Origin of the sequence: Magnetospirillum sp. XM-1 (assembly GCF_001511835.1) — a bacterium.
Classification (GTDB): domain Bacteria; phylum Pseudomonadota; class Alphaproteobacteria; order Rhodospirillales; family Magnetospirillaceae; genus Phaeospirillum.
The window spans coordinates 1,371,383-1,389,807 of the sequence record NZ_LN997848.1; the positions used below are offsets into that span (position 1 = coordinate 1,371,383).

Sequence of the window (18,425 nt, forward strand, 5' to 3'; positions counted from 1 at the left end):
TTCCCCGGTTTTCATGGGCCCTTCGATGCATGCCATCCGCACTACCGCCTTCGTCTTGCTGGTCGCGCTTCTGGGCGGCTGTTCCATGGGGGAGGCTTTCGTCGACCGCCGCGAGATGGACAAGTCCATCAAGAAGCAGAGACTTCCCGGCTATGACGGGCAGATCAGGGTCTGCTACGGCGACGACACGCCGAAGGCCGAGCGGGACCGGCTGGCGGCGGAGGCGTGCGAGGTTTACGGCCTCAAGACCATCCTGGTCACCGAGCGGAAATGGCAGTGCCGCCTGACCGTTCCTCACCTGGCGGATTATTACTGCTTTGATCCCGATATGCGCATGGCCGACGGCACGCTGGTGAACCCGTTCTCCAATTCCCAGGTCAAGGCATGGCAAGAGGAGCGCCGGGCCAGGGGGCAGTCCTCCGAGGAATGACGGCAAGGAAAAAGGGGCGGTTCCCATGGGAACCGCCCCTTTCGCTTGAAGGATCGCCAGACGCCCTTAGAGGCGGCGCTCGGCGATCTTTTCCTTGATGGCACCGATGGCCTTGGCCGGGTTGAGGCCCTTGGGGCAGGTCTTGGTGCAGTTCATGATGGTGTGGCAGCGGTACAGCTTGAAGGGATCTTCAAGCGCGTCCAGACGCTCGCCGGTCATCTCGTCGCGGGTGTCGAGAATCCAGCGGGCGGCTTGGAGCAGCACCGACGGGCCGAGATAGCGGTCGCCGTTCCACCAGTAGCTGGGGCAGCTGGTCTGGCAGCAGAAGCACAGGATGCATTCCCACAGGCCGTCGAGCTGTTCGCGCTCTTCCGGGCTCTGCAGACGCTCGCCGTCCGGCGGCGGAGCGGTCTGGGTCTGCATCCAGGGCTTGATGGAGGCCAACTGGGCGTAGGGCAGGGTCAGGTCGGGGATCAGGTCCTTAACCACCGGCATGTGCGGCAGCGGGTAGATCGCCGCGTCGCCCTTGATGTCCTCGATGGGCTTCAGGCAGGCCAGCGTGTTGGTGCCGTCGATGTTCATGGCGCACGAACCGCAGATGCCTTCGCGGCACGAGCGGCGGAAGGTCAAGGTCGAGTCGATCTCGTTCTTGATCTTCAGCAGGGCGTCCAGGACCATCGGGCCGCAGGCGTCGAGGTCGACCTCGTAGCTGTCCAGGCGCGGGTTGGCGTTGGAATCGGGGTCGTAGCGGTAGATCTTGAAGACCTTGACGTTCTTGGCGCCAGTGGCCTTGTAGACCTTGCCGGGCTGGACCCGCGAGTTGGCGGGCAGGGCGAATTCAACCATGTGCGTTCTCCTTACCCTTCCTTAGTACACGCGCTTCTGCGGCTTGATGTACTCGACCTCGTCGGTCAGCGTGTAGGTGTGCACCGGACGGTAGTCCAGGGACACCTTGCCGTCCTTGACGGTGGCCAGGGTGTGCTTCTGCCATTCGACGTCGTCACGCTCGGGGAAGTCCTCGTGCGCGTGGGCACCGCGGCTTTCGTGGCGGGCTTCGGCGCCGACGATGGTGGCCAGCGCGCAGTCCATCAGGTTCTCGAGCTCGAGGGCCTCGACCAGATCCGAGTTCCACACGGTGGAGCGGTCGTTGATCTTGATCTGCGGCAGGGTGGAGGCCACCTCGCCCATCTTCTGGCAGCCCTCGGCCAGCGACTTCGAGGTGCGGAACACCGCGGCGTCGTTCTGCATGGTCTTCTGCATGGCCAGGCGGATTTCGCTGGTATGCATGGAACCCGAGGCGTTGCGCAGACGGTCGAAGCGCGACACGGCCAGATCCGAACCATCCTTGGGCAGCGGCTTGTGCGGCGTGCCGGGCTTGAGGATCTTGGCGGCGTGCAGCGCGGCGGCGCGGCCGAACACCACGATGTCCAGCAGCGAGTTGGTGCCCAGACGGTTGGCGCCGTGCACCGACACGCAGGCGGCCTCGCCGATGGCCATCAGGCCCTGCACCGTGGCGTCGGGATTGTCCTTGGTGGGACGCAGCACTTCGCCGTGCAGGTTGGTGGGGATGCCGCCCATGTTGTAGTGGACGGTGGGCAGAACCGGGGCCGGAGCCTTGGTCACGTCGACGCCGGTGAAGATCTTGGCGGTCTCGGTGATGCCGGGCAGGCGCAGTTCCAGGGTCTCGGCGCCCAGGTGCTCGAGGTGCAGGAAGATGTGGTCCTTGTCCTTGCCCACGCCGCGGCCTTCGCGGATTTCCATGGTCATGGCGCGCGACACCACGTCGCGGGACGCCAGATCCTTGGCGGTGGGGGCATAGCGCTCCATGAAGCGCTCGCCGGCGGAGTTGGTCAGGTAGCCGCCTTCACCGCGGGCGCCCTCGGTGATCAGGCAGCCCGAACCGTACATGCCGGTGGGGTGGAACTGCACGAACTCCATGTCCTGCAGCGGCAGGCCGGCGCGGGTCACCATGCCATGGCCGTCGCCGGTGCAGGTGTGGGCCGAGGTGCAGGAGAAGTAGGCGCGGCCATAGCCGCCCGAGGCCAGCACCACCTGATGGGCGCGGAAGCGGTGCAGCGTGCCGTCGTCCAGGTTCCAGGCCATCACGCCGCGGCAGGTGCCGTCGGCATCCATGATCAGGTCGAGCGCGAAGTACTCGATGAAGAACTCGCACTGGTGCTTCAGGCACTGGGAGTACAGCGTGTGCAGGATGGCATGTCCGGTGCGGTCGGCGGCGGCGCAGGCGCGCTGCACCGGCTTCTCGCCGAAATTGGACATGTGGCCGCCGAACGGGCGCTGGTAAATCTTGCCTTCGGGAGTGCGCGAGAAGGGCACGCCGAAGTGCTCCAGCTCATGCACGGCCGGCACGGCCTCGCGGCACATGTATTCGATGGCGTCCTGGTCGCCCAGCCAGTCCGACCCCTTGACGGTGTCGTACATGTGCCACTGCCAGGTGTCCTCGGCCATGTTGCCGAGCGAGGCGCCGATGCCGCCCTGGGCGGCCACGGTGTGCGAGCGGGTGGGGAACACCTTGGTGATGCAGGCGGTCTTGAAGCCGGCCTGACCCATGCCCATGGTGGCGCGCAGGCCGGCGCCGCCGGCGCCGACAACCACCACGTCGTAGGTGTGGTCGATAATCTTGTAGGCAGCCATGACGTCAGGCTCCAATCGCGACTTTGAGGATCGACACCGTCATGAAGACGGCGAGGAAGGCGATGATCAGCTTGGACCCGACCAGGGCTGCGACCTTCTTGCATTCGCAGTGGACGTAGTCCTCGATCACCACCTGCAGGCCGAGCGCGGCGTGGTACATCACCGTCAGCACGGTGAGCAGCAGCAGCGAGGAATTGCCGGGCTTGGCCATCCACGCCTTGAAGGTGGCGTAGTCGGCGTGCGACAGGCCGATCACGGAGACGGCGAACCACAGCGACAGCGGGATCAGGAAGATGGCGGTGACGCGCTGGGCGATCCAGTGGCCGGCGCCTTCCTTGGCGGAACCGAGGCCGCGGGCGCGGCCGACAGGGGATTCGAGGCTCATTGTCGTGCGCTCCCGATTACAGGCCAAAGATCCAGGCCAGCAGGGTCAGCGCCACGGCGGCGCCCACGACCATGCGGCCCGACTTGTCGGCCTCGGCGATCTCGTAGCCACGGCCCTTGTCCCAGAACAGGTGACGGATGCCGTTGCACAGGTGATAGAACAGGGCGCCGGTCCAGCCGAACAGCACCAGCTTGCCCAGCCACGAGCCGAGCACGGCCTGGGCGTGACCATAGGCGACGGGGCCATAGGCGGCCGAGGCCAGCCAATAGGCCAGCACGACGGTGCCGACCGCCAGCGCGATGCCGGTGATGCGGTGGGTGATGGACAGGATGGCCGTGAACGGCATCCTGTAAACCTGGATATGAGGCGAAAGCGGCCGGGTGCGCGTTGTCATGGCAATAGCCCCTGAAATACGGACGACGAGGGCCTTGTATCGGCCCTTTGCGGCGATGCGGTGTAGGTGTTTAGCCCCTCGGGCCCTCGGAGTCAACGATAGGGACCACACTTTCCGGCGGGAAATCCTACCCGGAGGGAGTAGGGCCGAACGCCGGGCCGCGTGTGATACGGCGAAATGCCTGGGGTGAAGCGCTTTTAAGTGATGGCCGGCATTCGAAGGGGAGCGCGAGGGGACGGGGCCCCTCGCATCATCCGTCTTACTTCTTCCTGGGCATCAGCACGGTGTAGTCGAAGTCCAGCACCACGGCGGGGTCGAAGTCCTTGCCGTTTTCCGCCTTGAAGGGGAAGCCGGCGCAAGGCTGGTTCTTGGTGGCGACCAGGCGCAGCCTGAGCGCGCCCACGTCCTTGCGCCCCGGCACCTCGATCTTCTCCAGCACTTCGGTCCAGGCGTGGATGGTGTCGCCGGCGAAGGTGGGGTTGGTGTGGCGTCCGCCGTTGATGGCGACGATCTTGAAGGCGTTGCCCAACCCGTTGAACGAAAGCGCCCGGGCCAGGCTGATGATGTGGCCGCCATAGATCAGGCGGCGGCCGAAGCGGCCCTGGCCCTCGGTGTACTGGTTGAAGTGGACCTTGGCGGTGTTCTGCCACAGCCGGGTCGCCATCATGTGTTCGGCTTCCTCGATGGTCATGCCGTCCACATGGTCGATCTTCTCGCCCACCGCGTAGTCGTCCCACAGATGCGGGCTGCCGGCCAGGACGGTGTCGTAGGAGCCCAGCTTCAGCCCCTCGGGGATCACCAGATCGGCGGCGGCGACGGCGGCGGCCAGGTCCGGCACCTTCTCCTCGGCGACGGCGGCGTTCTGGTCGCGCTTACGCACCATCACCCAGCGCACGTATTCCACCACCATCTCGTGGAGCTGGTTGGTGCCCACCGAGCGGACATAGACCACGCCGGTCTGCTTGTTGGAATTTTCCTTCAGCCCGATCACCGTCGAGGTGGTGGTGATGGTGTCGCCGGGATAGACCATCTCGCCGAAGCGGCCGACGGCATAGCCCAGGTTGGCGACGGCGTTGAGGCTGATGTCGGGCACGGTCTTGCCGAACACCACGTGGAAGGCCAGCAGGTCGTCGACGGGGGCGATGTGGCCCATGTTCTCGGCGGCGAGGCCCAGCGACTTGGCGAACTCGGCCGAGGAATTGACGGCGAAGCGCGAGCCGTACAGCGCGGTGTACATGGCCACGTCACCGGCGGTGACGGTGCGCGGCGTGGCGTGGTTGATCACCTGGCCGAGGCGGAAGTCCTCGAAGAAATTGCCGGCGTTGGTCTTGGTCATTGGTGGAGCCTCTTTTTTCTCGTCACCCCCGGACTTGATCCGGGGGGCCATGGATGGCCGGGTCAAGCCCGGCCATGACGGTTTGAAATGGTGATGGCCTGACTTGCCCTTCTCAGGCCATGGCGGCGATCTGGTCGGCGAGCGCCACGATGCGCCGCGCGTTCTCCACGTGCAGGTTCTCGATCAGCTTGCCGTCGACCACCACCACGCCCTTGCCGGCGGCCGAGGCCTCGGCGTGGGCGGCGATGATCTTCTTCGACCACTCGATTTCCTTTTCCGCCGGGGCGAAGACCCGGTTGGCGGCGTCAATGGTCTTGGGGTGGATCAGGGTCTTGCCGTCGAAGCCCAGCTCCAGGCCCTGCTGGCAGGAATAGGCGAAGCCCTCGTCGTCGTTGAGGTCGAGATAGACGCCGTCCAGCGCGGCGAGGCCATAGGCGCGCGCCGCCAGCAGGCACAGCCCCAGGCTGGTGATCATGGGCAGCCGGTCGCGGGTGTGGGCGCAGTGCAGGTCCTTGGCCAGGTCCGAGGTGCCCATGACGAAGCCGCCCATGCGGGGGCTGGACCCGGCGATCTCTTCGGCGCGCAGCATGCCGCGCGGTGTCTCCATCATGCACCAGATGGCCATGTCGGCAGGTGCGCCGTTGGCGACCATGATGGCTTCCACCTGACGCACGGTGTCGGCGCTTTCCACCTTGGGGATCAGCACGGCGTGGGCGCCCGACTGGGCGGCGGCGGCCACGTCGGCCTGGCCCCAGGGAGTGGCGAGCGAATTGACGCGCACCAGCAATTCGCGGGCGCCGTAGCCGCCGGCCTTGACCGCGTCGACCACTTGGGCACGGGCCTCTTCCTTGGCGTCGGGGGCGACCGCGTCCTCGAGATCGAGGATCAGGCCGTCGGCGGGGAGCGTCCGGGCCTTTTCCAGGGCGCGCGGATTGGAACCGGGCATGTAGAGGACGGAACGGCGGGGCCGCGCGGTGGTCGCCATGGACGAAACTCCCAAAAGTGACAAAAGGCGGGGCAGACTACCCGATGGTCCGGTTGCGGCGCAACATTGCATCGTCTATACCGGCCTGGACATGAAGATTCTTTCTTTCCAATCGGCGGTGGCCTACGGGCACGTGGGCAATTCCGCCGCCATCTTCGCCCTGCAGCGCCTGGGGCTGGAGGCGTGCCCGGTGGACACCGTGCAGTTCTCCAACCATCCCGGCTACGGCGCCTGGCGGGGCGGTGCCCATCCGGCCCAGGCCCTGCGCGACGTGGTGGACGGGTTGGAGGCGGCCGGACTGCTGGAAGCCTTCGGGGCGGTGCTGTCCGGTTATCTGGGACTGGCCGAGACCGGCGATGTGGTGGCCGACGCGGTGCGCCGCCTGCGCGGCATCCATCCCGCCGCCCTTTATGTCTGCGACCCGGTGATGGGCGACGAGGGGGGCGGCCTGTACGTGGCCGAGGGCATTCCCCGGGTCTTCGCCGAGGTTCTGGCCCCCCTGGCCGACATCGTCACGCCCAATTGCTTCGAGCTGGGCGTGCTGGCCGGGCGGCCCATCGGCACCACCGAGGACGCCATCTGGGCCGCGCGCCGGCTGATGGAGCGGGGAACGAAGGCGGTGGTCGCCACCAGCCTGCCGGCGGGCGACGGCATGATCGGCTGCCTGGCGGTGAACGCCGAGGGCGCCTGGATCGTGCGCACCCCCCGGCTGCGCTTCCCCACGCCGCCCAACGGCGGCGGCGACACCTTGTCGGCGCTGCTGCTGGCCCACCTCATCAAGGGCCGCGACCTGCCCGAGGCCCTGTCCATGGCGGTGTCCAGCCTCTACGGCGTGCTGGAGAAGACCCGTGCGGCCGGTGGCCGCGAACTGGCCCTGGTGGCGGGCCAGGACGAGATCGCCATTCCCACCCGGTTCTTCCCGCCCCTGCCGGTCAAGGGATAGTCCCGATCTCTTTCCTTGACCGGGGCAGGAGGTTGCGTCTTTCCTGGCGCCCCGTTTCCCGTCGAGGTCGCAAGGTGGAATCCGTCATCCCGTTCCTGCGCGGAATCGCCATCGGTTTCGCCATCGCCGCGCCCATCGGGCCGGTGGGCATCCTGTGCATCCGGAAGGCGCTGGCCGACGGGCGGATGGCCGCTTTCGTCGCCGGGCTGGGGGCGGCGGTGGCCGATACCCTGTTCGGCGCGGTGGCGGCCTTCGGCATCGGCGCGGTGATGAGCTTCATCGACGGCCAGATGGTGACGCTGAAGGTGGTCGGCGGGGTGTTCATGCTGGGCCTCGGCGTTCATACCTGGCGCTCGGCGGCGGTCATGGTGGAGGCCGAACCGGGCAAGGGCCCCGGCATGGCCCGGGACTTCCTGTCCACCTTCGCCATCACCATCACCAATCCCGGCACGATCTTCGGGGTGGCCGGCGTCTTCGCCGCGCTGGGGCCCATGGGGCGTCCCGGCATCGGTGTGCCGACCATCCTGCTGGTGGCGGGAATCTTCGTCGGCTCGTCCCTGTGGTGGCTGACCCTGTCGGCCCTGGCCTCGGCGGCGCGCGACCGCTTCACGCCAGAGCGCATGCGCCGGTTCAACCACCTGTCGGGCGCCATGCTGATGGTGTTCGGAGCCGCCGCGCTGGGCAGCCTATTGCTGTAGGCGGCGGCGCAGCAGAATTTCGCCTATCCCCGGCTGGACCAGCCCGTCCAGTCCCACGATCTCGGCGAAGCCGTGACGGGCGTAGAAGGCCCGCGCCGGGGCGTTGAAGTCCGAGACGCAGGCCCACAGGTTGGGGGCGATCTCGGCGGCGTGCCGGGCGGCCCAGTTCATGGCGGCGCCGCCCAGGCCGTTTCCCTGGAAACCGGGCAGGACGGCGAACAGCTCGATATAAGGGCCGCGCAGCCAGGGTGAGCGCCGCGCCAGCAGGCCGGCGATTGTGCCATTGCGCTCGATCACCCAGCGGGCGAGCGCGGGATCGTCGCGCCGCAGATAGCGTTCCAGGGCGGGCGCGCCATAGCCCAGCCGTGCCCAGGGGTCGATGGCCGCCAGGGCCTGGGCCAGGGGGGCGCAATCCGGGGCGTCCAGGGGGCGGAGCAGGCCGCCGTCCAGGGCGACGGGAGTCATGGCGGCAGCGCCTCCTCCAGCGGGACGAAGCGATACCCCTTGGCGCGCAAGCCGGCCAGGATGGCGGGAAGCGCCGGGCCGGTGGCTGGGGCGCGCCGGTTGACGTGGAAGATCAGGATGGCGCCGGGGCGGGTCTTGGACAGCACCCATTCGCTTAAGCGTTCGGGCGTCACGCCCCGGGCGGGATCGCCGGAGGGAAAGGTCCAGTGCACCACCTTGTGGCCGGTGGCCTCGACCTCGGCCAGGCTGCGGCCGTCATGGTCGCCGCCGGGAAAGCGGAAGAAGCGGGGCTTGCGGCCCGTCACCGCCTGGATGGCGGCATCGGCGTCCTCGACCTCGCTGCGGATGGCGGCGGCGTCGAAGCGCTCCATGTGGCGGGCGTGGTCCATGGAGTGGTTTTCCACCCGGACCAGCGGGCTGGCGGCCAGGGCCTTCAGCTCTTCGGCGTTGCGCCGGGCGAACAGGCCGGTGGCGAAGATGGTGTAGGGCACCTTCTCGGCGGCCAGGACGTCGAGAATGGTCCGGTCGAGATAGGCCGGCTGGCCCTTGGCCTCGCAGGCGTCGAAGGTCAGCGCCACCAGCTTGTCGGCGGTGGGCAGCCGCTCGATCACCTCGGCCCGGACGGGGGCGGCGAGGAGGAGAAGGAGAGCGAGGAGCCTAGAAATCCGGGTTGGCATAGTGCCGGGGCGGGACCAGGCCGGGCAGGTGGTCGGCCAGCAGCACACGGAAGCTGGGCCGCGACTTGACGCGGGCGTACCAGTCCTTGGCCGGGGCGTGCTGGTCCCACGGCACGTCGCCCACGTAATCCACGGCGGAAATCTGGGCGGCGGCGGCGATGTCGGCCAGGGTGAACACGCCGCCGGCCAGATAGCCGTGGCGCTCGGCCAACCGGCCCACATAGTCCAGATGCTGGTGGATATGGGCGTAGCCGGCGCGGATGCGGCGCGAATCCGGCTCGTTCTTGCCCGATTCCAGGCGCTTGAACACCTTTTCCCCCACCAGATGGTCGGTGACCTCGGCGTGGAACTTCTGCCCGAACCAGGCGACCAGACGCCGCACGTCGGCGCGGGCCAGGGCTTCGGCGGGCAGCAGCGGCGTTTCGCGGCTGGTCTCTTCCAGGTATTCGACGATGGCGGTGGAATCGGCCAGGGCGGAGCCGTCGTCCTCGACCAGCACGGGCAGCTGGCCCGCCGGATTGAGGGCGAGGAACTCGGGCCGACGCTCCCAGGTCTTTTCGATCTGGGGCTCGAAATCCAGCTTCTTCTCGGCGAGCACGACGCGCACGAGGCGCGAGAAGGGGCAGAGCGGGTGATGGTAAAGGGTCCTCATGCGTCTCTTTTACCGCTTTTCCCGCAACGAGAATAGAGGGTGGTCGCCCCATATGAACATTTCTTAAACAGTAGGCGCCCTTGACCTTTGCGGGCGGCTTCTGCACCCTGTCGCATCCTCCGCCGGAGCCCGTATCATGGCCTTCCTCGACCACATCCGCGTCTGCAACCGCCACGACCTGGCCAAGTTCCGGCCGTTCTCGGTGGAGGGCAAGTGGATCGGCTGGGTCCGCCACGACGTGGCCCAGCGCCTCGCCGCCTTTCCCGAGGCCTTCCGGGTGTCCATCGAAGGCGTCAGCCTCCATCCGGCGCTGGCCACGCCAGAGGCGCGCAGCAACGCCATCGACGAGGTGGCCCGCGAACTGGCCGAGGATTGGGGCACGCCGAAATTGCGGGGCGAGCGCTACCGGGTCTCGGCCCGCTTCGGCGATCCGGCCCTGATGAGCATCGACCGGGGCGTGGTCAGCCTGTTCGGCATCCGCGCCTATGGCGTCCACGTCAACGGAATGGTGCGCCGTCCCGACGGCCTTCACCTGTGGATCGGCCGCCGCGCCAAGGACAAGAGCGTGGCGCCGGGCAAGCTGGACAACATGGTGGCCGGCGGCCAGCCCAGCGACCTGTCACTGGCCGACAACCTGATCAAGGAAGCGGCCGAGGAGGCCGACATTCCGGCGGCGCTGGCCGCCACCGCGCGCCCCGTCGGCGTGGTCTCCTATTGCCTCGAGGATGAGTGGGGCCTCAAGCCCGACGTGATGTTCTGCTACGACCTGGAGGTCCCCGAGAGCTTCACGCCGCGCAACACCGACGGCGAGCTGCAGGGCTTCACCCTGATGCCGGTGGCCGAGGTGGCCCGTCTGGTCAAGGACACCGACGAGTTCAAGTTCAACGTCAATCTGGTGATCATCGACTTCCTGATCCGCCACGGCCTGATCTCGCCCGATGTCGAGCACGATTACGTCGATCTGGTGAGCGGGCTCAGGAAGGGCGGGTGAGAGTCTGTTTTCTCCCGAGATCGTCTTGCGTCAAATCCGGATCATCTCTTTGCGTCATGGCCGGGCTCGACCCGGGCATCCACGTGGATGCCCGGAACAAGTCCGGGCATGACGAGAGTGGATACGGTGCGGATTCACGGCTTGATGCTATGGGACGCCGGGTGAAAATACCGCTTCGCTTGACGATCCTTTAATTCCCCCCAAGATAATATGATGAAGGGTGCCGATGACGGGCCCTTCCTTGGCGTACTCGCTCATGCCCGAGGAGAACGAAGATCATGTCCCGTTTGTCCGCGTTCAATTCCCCGCTGCTGCTCGGCTTCGATCATTTCGACCGGCTGCTCGACCGCATCTCCAAAACCTCGCCCGAGGGCTATCCGCCCTACAACATCGAACAGATTTCCGAGAACGGCCTGCGCATCACGCTGGCGGTGGCCGGGTTCTCGTGGGACGACCTGTCCGTGGCGCTCGAGGACAATCAGCTGGTCATCCGCGGGCGTCAGGCCGATGACGAGGGCAGCCGCATCTTCATCCATCGCGGCATCGCGTCGCGCCAGTTCCAGCGCGCCTTCCTGCTGGCCGACGGCATGGAAGTCATGGGCGCGTCCTTGGACAACGGCCTGCTGCACGTCGACCTGATCCGCCGGGTGCCCGAGCCCAAGGTCCGCACCATTCCCATCGGACGGGCGGGCGAGGCGCCCCACACCATCACCGTTTCCGCCGACGAAGCCTCGCCGGTGTCATCCCGGGCCAGAACCGGCCATAAGAGGGAGGTCTGAACATGAAGACCACGGATAACAGAAACTCCATCATGGGCCATCACCTGATGAGCGCCACCGATTTCCTCAACTGGGGCATGCCAGCCGTCGCCTATTTCAAGCACGAGGACAATGGCGGGCAGGGCGGCTGGTCCATTCATGCCGCCGACGGCACGGTGATCGGCGCGGCGCCGTCGCGCGACACCGCCTTCGCCGCCATCGTCCAGCACGAGATGGAGCCCATGAGCGTGCATTAGCACGCTTGCGAAAAAGTCCTTCGCTACGCTCAGTGTACTTTTTCGCAGGAAGATCTAAGGAAAAGCCCGCGCTAGGGGCGGCCCGGCGCGCGGGCTTTGGCTTATTTGTCCCCAATCCGAGACGGATGTCTCGGATTGGGTAAGACGAGTCAAAAATGGGTGCGAAAGCATTCCGTCGTCATGGCCGGGCTTGACCCGGCCATCCACGCTGCGTCGCACGAAGGCGTCCGGAATGATGGATAACGCGGCCCGCACCGTGGATGCCCGGAACAAGTCCGGGCATGACGGCATGGCGGCGACGCGAAATCACGCCGCCCGGCTGGCCGGGCTTTCGGTCAGCAGGGCGTAGAGGGCGTCGGCGTTGTCGGTGCCGCGCAGCTTCTCGCACACGCCCTTGTCGCGCAGCAGGCGCGATACCCGGGCCAGGGCCTTCAGGTGGTCGGCGCCGGCGGATTCGGGGGCCAGCAGCAGGAAGATCAGGTCCACCGGCTGTTCGTCGATGGACTCGAAGGCGATGGGCTTTTCCAGCCGCGCGAAGACGCCGTACAGGCGCTCCATGGCCGGCAGCTTGCCGTGGGGGATGGCGATGCCGTTGCCGACGCCGGTGGTCCCCAGACGCTCGCGCTCCAGCAGCACGTCGAAGATGGCCCGCTCGTGCAGGCCGGTAATCTCGGCAGCCTTCTTGGCCAGGTCCTGCAGCGCCTGCTTCTTGGACGTCGCGCGCAGATTCGGAATGACGGCGGCCGGGCTGATCAGATCGGTGATTTCCATGAATCCACCCTATGAGCGCGGAACGCCTGGTTCCGCTGGGTCTTCACATAACGGGCGCGGGATCCACTCTACCGCGCCAACTTCCCCGTCCCGTCTTTCCCACGGGGCGGGCGGAAAATAGGCCCCGACTTGTCCGAAGTCAAGCATGGCGGACGGCAGGGCCGATCACATGCCCAGCGACTTCTCGCGCCGGCGCTGGACCGACGAGCCGATGTTCATGGCTTCCCTGTATTTTGCCACCGTCCGGCGGGCGATGTCGATGCCTTCGGCCTTGAGCGCGTCGACGATGGAATCGTCGGACAGCACGCTCTTGCCCTCGGCATCGATCAGCGCCTTGATGCGGTGGCGCACCGCCTCGGCCGAATGGGCGTCGCCGCCGTCGGCCGAGCTGATGGCCTGGGTGAAGAAGTACTTCAGCTCGTAGATGCCCCTGGGCGTGGCGATGTACTTGTTCGAGGTGACGCGGCTGACCGTGCTTTCGTGCATGGAGATGGCGGTCGCGATGTCGCGCAGCACCAAGGGCCGCAGGTGCTGGACCCCTAAGCGGAAGAAGGCGTCCTGCTGGCGGACGATCTCGGTGGCCACCTTGAGGATGGTGGTGGCGCGCTGGTGCAGCGACTTCACCAGCCAGTTGGCCGACTGGAAGCGCTCGGAGATGTAGGTCTTGTCGTCCTTGCTCTTGGCCGCGCCGGCGATCTTGGAATAGTAGCGGGTGTTGACCAGCACGCGGGGCAGGGTGTCGGAATTCAGCTCCACCACCCAGGCGCCGTCCTGGGTGCGGCGCATCAGCACGTCGGGGGTGACCGGCTGGGCCACCACGTGGTCGAAGGCCAGCGCCGGCTTGGGGTCCAGCGCCTTGATCTCGGAGATCATCTCGGCCAGGTCCTCGGCGTCGACGCCGCAGACCCGCATCAGGCCGGGCAGGTCGCGCCGGGCCAGCAGCTCCAGATTGTCCAGCAGCGCCTGCATGGCGGGGTCCAGGCGGTTCTTCTCAGCCAGCTGCAGACCCAGGCATTCCTTGAGGGAGCGGGCGAAGACGCCGACGGGATCGAAGCCCTGGACGCGTTTCAGCACCACTTCCACATGCTGGCGCGAACAGCCCAGCTTTTCCGCCAGTTCGTCCAGGTCGCCGATCAGGTAGCCCGCCTCGTCCAGCATCTCGATGAGATGCAGCGCGATCAGGCGGTCGGCGGGGACGGGAATGTCCATGCTGACCTGGGCGGCCAGATGGTCGCGTAAGCTGATCTCGCCGGCCGTCATCTGTTCCAGGCTGGATTCGCCGTCGTCGAAGCCGCCGCCGCCGCCGTTGACGTTGCCCCACTGGCCGAGCGATTCGTCCTGGACGGCGTCGGACGCGCTGTCGTTGTTGAAGGTGTTGTCGTAGTCCACGTCCATGCCGTCCTCGGCCGAGCCGGCGGTCATGCCGTCCAGCAACGGGGGTTCGGCGGGGGCGGAATCGAGGACGGGCAGGTCGGCGGCGTCGGCCTTGGGCTCGGCGGGCTCGAGTCCCCGCTCGCCTTCTTCCCGCTCCAGAAGCGGGTTGCGCTCCAGTTCCTGATCGATGAAGGCGGCCAGCTCGAAATTGGACAATTGCAGCAGCTTGATCGCCTGCTGCAATTGCGGCGTCATCACCAGAGACTGGGTCTGGCGGATATCAAGCCTGGGACCGATGGCCATGGCGGGGCGTTACATGCTGAACCGCTCGCCGAGATAGACGCGCCGCACTCCTTCGTGGGCGACGATCTCGGCGGGGCGGCCCTCCATCAGCACCGCGCCGTCGTGCAGGATGTAGGCGCGGTCGATGAGGTCCAGGGTCTCGCGCACATTGTGATCGGTGATCAGCACCCCGATGCCGCGGTGCTTGAGGTGGGCCACCAGATCGCGGATGTCCGACACGGCGATGGGGTCGATGCCGGCCAGCGGTTCGTCCAGCAGGATGAAGTGGGGACGACACGCCAGGGCGCGGGCGATCTCGACGCGGCGGCGCTCGCCGCCCGACAGCGCCATGGCGGGCGCCCGGCGCAGATGGCTGATGGAGAACTCGGCCAGCAGGCTTTCCAGGTCGTGCTGGCGGCGCTCGGAATCGGCCTCGACCACTTCCAGCACCGCCATGATGTTGCCTTCCACCGAAAGCCCTCTGAAGATCGAGGCCTCCTGCGGCAGATAGCCGATGCCGAGCCGGGCGCGGCGGTACATGGGCAGGTCGGTGATCTCGGTGCCGTCCAGCAGGATCGCGCCGACATCGGGATTGATCAGGCCGGTGATGCAGTAAAAGCAGGTGGTCTTGCCGGCGCCGTTGGGACCCAGCAGGCCCACCGCCTCGCCCCGCTGCACCGAGATGGAGACGTCGCGCAGCACCGGGCGGCCCTTGAAGCTCTTGCCCAGGTTGCGGGCCACCAAGCCGGGATTGTCGGCCACCAGACGCGGTCCGGAGACGGTGGCGCCGCCGGCGGTAAAAGGCGAGGCTGGCTTGGTGCTTTTCATCGTCCCCCCGATCCGGACGCCGGCACATTGCCGACGAAGCCCGCCTTGCCCGGCGGCTCGCTCTTATCGCCCTTATCGCCCTTTTTCTGCGGAATGAACAGGCCCTGAACCCTCTGCCCGCTTTCGGCGGCGCCGGCGGCGGTGGGGAACAGCTTGCTGACCCCGGTGTTGAGGTTCACGTGCGCCCATCCCCCTTCCAGCTGGTTGCCGCCTTCGCGGCTGATCTTAACCGAACCTGTGACGGTGGCGATACCGGTTTCGGCGTCGTAGTCGCCCCTCTCGCCGGTCACCGTCTCGCTCTTGGACAGGATCACCACGTGGCCGTAGGCGTCGGCGCGCTGCAGTTCCAGGCCGTTGCCGTCGCCGCCCGATTGCTGGCCGGCCTGTCCCGGCTTGGCGGTGCCGGCCTGGGCCGGCTTGGCGCCCGGCTTGGACGGCGTGGCGGACTTGTCCTTGAAGTGGGCGGTCAGCACGTCGCCCTTCAGCGTCTTCTCGCCCGGCTGGGTGGCGACGGCGTCGCCGCGCAGGACCGCCATCTTCTTCAGTTCCCAGTATTCCAGGCTTTCGGTGGCGGTGAAGGTGTCGGTGGGGGTGACCAGCTTGGCCGGGGCGCCCTTCAGCACGAAGATGGACTTGTCCAGGTCGTAGATGGCCTTGTGGCCGGTGGCGGTGTCGTTGGGCGAGCGGATCACCACGTTGCCGTCGGCGTCCAGACGCCAGATCTCGTCGCCCTTGGCTCCCTTGCGGTAATGGGCGGTGAGCACGTCGGCGTCCACCGTCATGTTGCCGCGGATGGCATGCGCGTTGCCCCGCGCGATGACGCGGAGCTCCTCGGAATGCCATTCGATGCCGTTGTCGGCGTAGACCTGGATCTGCTGGTCGCCGGACTTGCTCATCTCGAAGCCCTGGGCCATGGCGGAGCCGGGCAGGGCCGCCATCAGGGCGGCCCCCAGGGCAAGGGTGACCAGCGGTATCAGAGCGGGCGGCTTCATCGGGTCTTGGCTCCCTTGCCCTGGCCCTTTCCCTGGGCCTTGTGGCTGACGGCGCGCAGGTTCAGCTGCGACTTGCCGGTGAAGGTGATGTCGTGGCGCTTGCCGGTGATCTCGAATCCGGCCGAGCGGATTTCGCCTTGCGGGCCGTGGCCTTCCACCGGCTCGAAGCCCCGCGCCGCGTTGTTGTTCAGTTCCACCGTGGCGGTGGGGGTGTGAATCTCGTAGCCGGTGTCGTGGTAGAGGTTCACGCCCCCCGACAGGTCCAGCACCTTGGAGGATTGGTGGTAGATGCCGGCCACGGCGTCAACCACGATATTGGCTCCCGAGGACGAGGTGAAGTCGGCCTTGGGGTTGACCAGCTGGATCAGGTCCTGGTTGCCCGGCACCTGGGTGGCGGTGTCGGCGGTCACCGCGAAGGGGCGGTTGCTTTCGTCGACGCCGAAATAGCGGGCGTTCTTCATCACCAGGGTATCGACCGACTTGGGCGACAGGCTGGCGAAGCCCAGCTTGAAGCCGCTGTCCATGCGCGACAGCTTGGGCCACACCACCACCAGGCCCAGCAGCAGGGCGGCCAGGGCGGGCAGGGCGATCTTCATCACCGAGACGAAATGGGTGTGGTCGGCGAAGGGACCGCGGCGCGGCCCCCGCAGGTGCCGCCCGTTCGGATGCCGCTCCTGGGGCGGCGCTGAACTGCTGTCGGCGTGCAGGCTCATGCCAGGCCGGCCCTCAGGCAGTCATGGACGTGCAGCACGCCCACCGGGCGGCCGTCGCTTTCCACCACGAACAGGCTGGTGATGGAGCGCGCGTTCATCTGGCGCAGCGCCTCGGCGGCCAGCAGGTTGGGCGGCACGGTGCGCGGCGAGGCGGTCATCACCTCGGCGGCCTTGGCGGTCAGCAGACCGGGGCTCATGTGGCGGCGCAAGTCGCCGTCGGTGAGAATGCCCGCCAGCTTGCCGTCGGCGTCGGTCACGCCGGCGACCCCCAAGCTTTTGGCGGTCATCACCAGCAGTACGTCGGCCATGGCGGTGTCGGCGCCCACCAGGGGCAGGCCGTCGCCGCCATGCATCAGGTCCGAGACCTTGAGCAGGCGCTGGCCCAGCTGGCCGCCGGGGTGGAAGACCTTGAAGTCGGCGGCGGTGAAGCCCTTGCGCTCCAGCAGCGTGACCGCCAGGGCGTCGCCGAGCGCCAGCATCATGGTGGTCGAGGTGGTGGGCGCCAGGCCCATGGGGCAGGCTTCGGGATTGGCCGGCAGCACCAGGGCGACGTCGGCGGCGGTGGCCAGCGTCGAGCCGTCCCTGGACGTGATGCCGATCAGGCCGATGCCGAAGCGCCTTGTGTAGGCGATGATGTCGCCCAGCTCCGGCGTTTCGCCCGAATTGGACAGCGCCAGCACGGAATCGTCGCCGGTCACCATGCCGAGGTCGCCGTGGCTGGCCTCGGCCGGGTGGACGTAGAAGGCGGGACAGCCGGTGGACGCCAGGGTGGCGGCGATCTTGCGCCCCACGTGACCGCTCTTGCCCATGCCGGTGACGATGACCCGTCCCGGCGCGCCCTCGATCAGGGTGACGGCCTTGAGGAAGGGCCCGTCGAGCGCCGCCGCCAGGGAGTCCAGCGCGCGGGCCTCGGTGTCGAGAACCCGGCGGGCGGTGGCGAGGGCATCGGAATCGGCGGTCATCGATACATCCGGTCAAACTGATCCGTTCCCCGCCCGGCACGGCGAGGGTGCATAACTATACGCAACGGCCCGGTGACGGAAAGGCAAAACGCGTCCGGTTGGTCCGTTTCGTGCATTCCCGCCCGGTGGCTGAGGGGCTGACTTGGGTGGATACGCCTTCTTTACCCGTCATGGCCGGGCTTGACCCGGCCATCCATGGCCCCCCGGATCAAGTCCGGGGGTGACGGCAAGGAAAGGGCTGAAAAATCAATGCGAGAAGATGTCTTCCGCGTCCCAGCCGGCCAGGTCCAGGTCGGCGCGGTCGGGCAGGAAGGCGAAGCAGGCTTCGGCCAGGGCGCGGCGGCCTTCGCGGTCCAGCAGGATTTCGCAGCGCGCCTTCAGCTGGTGCAGGTAGAGCACGTCCGACGCGGCATAGGCCAGCTGGTCGGCATTCAGCTCGGGCGCGCCCCAATCCGAGCTCTGCTGCAGCTTGGACAGGTCGATGCCCAGGAATTCCTTGCACAGCGTCTTGAGGCTGTGGCTCTCGGTGTTGGTCCGGGTCAGCTTGGACGCGATCTTGGTGCAGAACACCGGATTGCAGCGCACCCCCAGGTAACGCCGCAGCATGGCCACGTCGAAGCGGGCGAAGTGGAACAGCTTGGTCACCGATTGGTCCGACAGCATGCGGACCAAATTGGGCGAGTTCCACTCGGGCTTGGGATAGTGGACCACATGGGCGTCGCCGTCGCCGGCCGACAGCTGCACCACGCACAGGCGGTCGCGCTGCAGGTTGAGGCCCATGGTCTCGGAATCGATGGCGACCAGCTTGCCGAGATCGAGGCCGTCGGGGAGGTCGTTCTTGTGGTAGAAAACGGTCACGGAGCCGCTCCTTCTTATCCCC

The 18,425-nt window shown here is 67.2% G+C and carries 22 protein-coding genes; 6 read left to right on the plus strand and 16 right to left on the minus strand.

What is annotated here, in order from left to right; all coding sequences use genetic code 11:
* Positions 1-25 precede the first annotated feature (25 nt).
* Positions 26-430 carry a hypothetical protein gene (locus tag XM1_RS06530; RefSeq protein WP_068431579.1) on the plus strand — a complete coding sequence of 135 codons (405 nt, stop codon included), beginning with the start codon at positions 26-28 and terminating at the stop codon, positions 428-430.
* A gap of 66 nt (positions 431-496) precedes the next feature.
* Here the strand turns inward: XM1_RS06530 and XM1_RS06535 are convergent, their stop codons facing one another.
* From XM1_RS06535 to XM1_RS06560, 6 genes are all read right to left on the minus strand, one after another.
* Positions 497-1,276, minus strand: a complete 780-nt coding sequence (locus XM1_RS06535; protein WP_068431581.1) for a succinate dehydrogenase iron-sulfur subunit — start codon at positions 1,274-1,276, stop codon at positions 497-499.
* Positions 1,277-1,297: 21 nt separating this feature from the next.
* Positions 1,298-3,082, minus strand: coding sequence for a succinate dehydrogenase flavoprotein subunit (gene sdhA / locus XM1_RS06540; protein WP_068431583.1), 1,785 nt, complete (start codon positions 3,080-3,082; stop codon positions 1,298-1,300).
* A gap of 4 nt (positions 3,083-3,086) precedes the next feature.
* Positions 3,087-3,467: a succinate dehydrogenase, hydrophobic membrane anchor protein gene (gene sdhD / locus XM1_RS06545; protein WP_068431585.1), complete on the minus strand. Its 381-nt coding sequence runs from the start codon at positions 3,465-3,467 to the stop codon at positions 3,087-3,089.
* 16 nt (positions 3,468-3,483) lie between these two features.
* Complete coding sequence (gene sdhC, locus XM1_RS06550; RefSeq protein ID WP_068431588.1) at positions 3,484-3,861, minus strand: succinate dehydrogenase, cytochrome b556 subunit; 378 nt, start codon at positions 3,859-3,861, stop codon at positions 3,484-3,486.
* 259 nt (positions 3,862-4,120) lie between these two features.
* Positions 4,121-5,197 carry a MaoC family dehydratase gene (locus tag XM1_RS06555; RefSeq protein WP_068431590.1) on the minus strand — a complete coding sequence of 359 codons (1,077 nt, stop codon included), beginning with the start codon at positions 5,195-5,197 and terminating at the stop codon, positions 4,121-4,123.
* A gap of 112 nt (positions 5,198-5,309) precedes the next feature.
* Complete coding sequence (locus XM1_RS06560; protein WP_068431593.1) at positions 5,310-6,182, minus strand: CoA ester lyase; 873 nt, start codon at positions 6,180-6,182, stop codon at positions 5,310-5,312.
* 91 nt (positions 6,183-6,273) lie between these two features.
* On the opposite strand from XM1_RS06560, the gene pdxY reads away from it, so the two are divergent.
* Together pdxY and XM1_RS06570 are read left to right on the plus strand one after the other, a co-directional pair.
* A complete protein-coding gene (gene pdxY / locus XM1_RS06565) occupies positions 6,274-7,125 on the plus strand; it encodes a pyridoxal kinase PdxY (RefSeq protein WP_068431596.1) in 852 nt (283 codons plus the stop codon).
* Between the two features lie 74 nt (positions 7,126-7,199).
* Positions 7,200-7,823 (plus strand): LysE family translocator, encoded by a 624-nt coding sequence (locus XM1_RS06570; protein ID WP_068431599.1) that lies wholly within the window; start codon positions 7,200-7,202, stop codon positions 7,821-7,823.
* Here the strand turns inward: XM1_RS06570 and XM1_RS06575 are convergent.
* The 3 genes from XM1_RS06575 to XM1_RS06585 are packed head-to-tail and all read right to left on the minus strand — an operon-like array spanning position 7,812 to position 9,617.
* Entirely contained in the window at positions 7,812-8,288 is a 477-nt protein-coding gene (locus tag XM1_RS06575; protein ID WP_068431603.1) for a GNAT family N-acetyltransferase, read from the minus strand. The genes XM1_RS06570 and XM1_RS06575 overlap by 12 nt on opposite strands.
* Positions 8,285-8,899, minus strand: coding sequence for a polysaccharide deacetylase family protein (locus tag XM1_RS06580; protein ID WP_068431606.1), 615 nt, complete (start codon positions 8,897-8,899; stop codon positions 8,285-8,287). The genes XM1_RS06575 and XM1_RS06580 overlap by 4 nt, the downstream gene beginning before the upstream one ends.
* Before the next feature lie 46 nt (positions 8,900-8,945).
* Complete coding sequence (locus tag XM1_RS06585) at positions 8,946-9,617, minus strand: glutathione S-transferase family protein (RefSeq protein WP_068431609.1); 672 nt, start codon at positions 9,615-9,617, stop codon at positions 8,946-8,948.
* Between the two features lie 136 nt (positions 9,618-9,753).
* Between XM1_RS06585 and XM1_RS06590 the strand changes: the two genes are divergently transcribed.
* The 3 genes from XM1_RS06590 to XM1_RS06600 all read left to right on the plus strand — a co-directional run bounded on the left by XM1_RS06590 (position 9,754) and on the right by XM1_RS06600 (position 11,623).
* Positions 9,754-10,608 (plus strand): DUF4743 domain-containing protein, encoded by an 855-nt coding sequence (locus tag XM1_RS06590; protein WP_068431612.1) that lies wholly within the window; start codon positions 9,754-9,756, stop codon positions 10,606-10,608.
* A 278-nt stretch (positions 10,609-10,886) separates the two neighbouring features.
* A complete protein-coding gene (locus XM1_RS06595; RefSeq protein WP_068431615.1) occupies positions 10,887-11,387 on the plus strand; it encodes an Hsp20 family protein in 501 nt (166 codons plus the stop codon).
* Positions 11,388-11,389: 2 nt separating this feature from the next.
* Positions 11,390-11,623: a DUF1150 family protein gene (locus XM1_RS06600; protein WP_068431618.1), complete on the plus strand. Its 234-nt coding sequence runs from the start codon at positions 11,390-11,392 to the stop codon at positions 11,621-11,623.
* A 306-nt stretch (positions 11,624-11,929) separates the two neighbouring features.
* Here XM1_RS06600 and ptsN read toward each other — a convergent pair whose 3' ends face one another.
* The 7 genes from ptsN to XM1_RS06635 form a co-directional block, all read right to left on the minus strand.
* On the minus strand, positions 11,930-12,394 hold the full coding sequence (gene ptsN, locus XM1_RS06605; RefSeq protein WP_068431621.1) for a PTS IIA-like nitrogen regulatory protein PtsN: 465 nt from the start codon (positions 12,392-12,394) through the stop codon (positions 11,930-11,932).
* Positions 12,395-12,559: 165 nt separating this feature from the next.
* Entirely contained in the window at positions 12,560-14,071 is a 1,512-nt protein-coding gene (gene rpoN / locus XM1_RS06610) for an RNA polymerase factor sigma-54 (protein WP_068431624.1), read from the minus strand.
* Positions 14,072-14,080: 9 nt separating this feature from the next.
* The gene (gene lptB, locus XM1_RS06615) at positions 14,081-14,878 is read right to left on the minus strand and encodes an LPS export ABC transporter ATP-binding protein (protein ID WP_068431627.1); all 798 of its coding nucleotides are present in this window, start codon (positions 14,876-14,878) and stop codon (positions 14,081-14,083) included.
* Positions 14,875-15,870, minus strand: a complete 996-nt coding sequence (locus XM1_RS06620; RefSeq protein WP_068431630.1) for an LptA/OstA family protein — start codon at positions 15,868-15,870, stop codon at positions 14,875-14,877. The genes lptB and XM1_RS06620 overlap by 4 nt, the downstream gene beginning before the upstream one ends.
* Positions 15,867-16,583 carry an LPS export ABC transporter periplasmic protein LptC gene (gene lptC, locus XM1_RS06625; RefSeq protein WP_068431633.1) on the minus strand — a complete coding sequence of 239 codons (717 nt, stop codon included), beginning with the start codon at positions 16,581-16,583 and terminating at the stop codon, positions 15,867-15,869. Before lptC ends, XM1_RS06620 begins: the two co-directional genes overlap by 4 nt.
* Entirely contained in the window at positions 16,580-17,545 is a 966-nt protein-coding gene (locus XM1_RS06630) for an SIS domain-containing protein (RefSeq protein WP_068431636.1), read from the minus strand. Before XM1_RS06630 ends, lptC begins: the two co-directional genes overlap by 4 nt.
* Before the next feature lie 246 nt (positions 17,546-17,791).
* Positions 17,792-18,403, minus strand: a complete 612-nt coding sequence (locus XM1_RS06635) for a ribonuclease D (RefSeq protein WP_068431639.1) — start codon at positions 18,401-18,403, stop codon at positions 17,792-17,794.
* Positions 18,404-18,425: the final 22 nt, after the last annotated feature.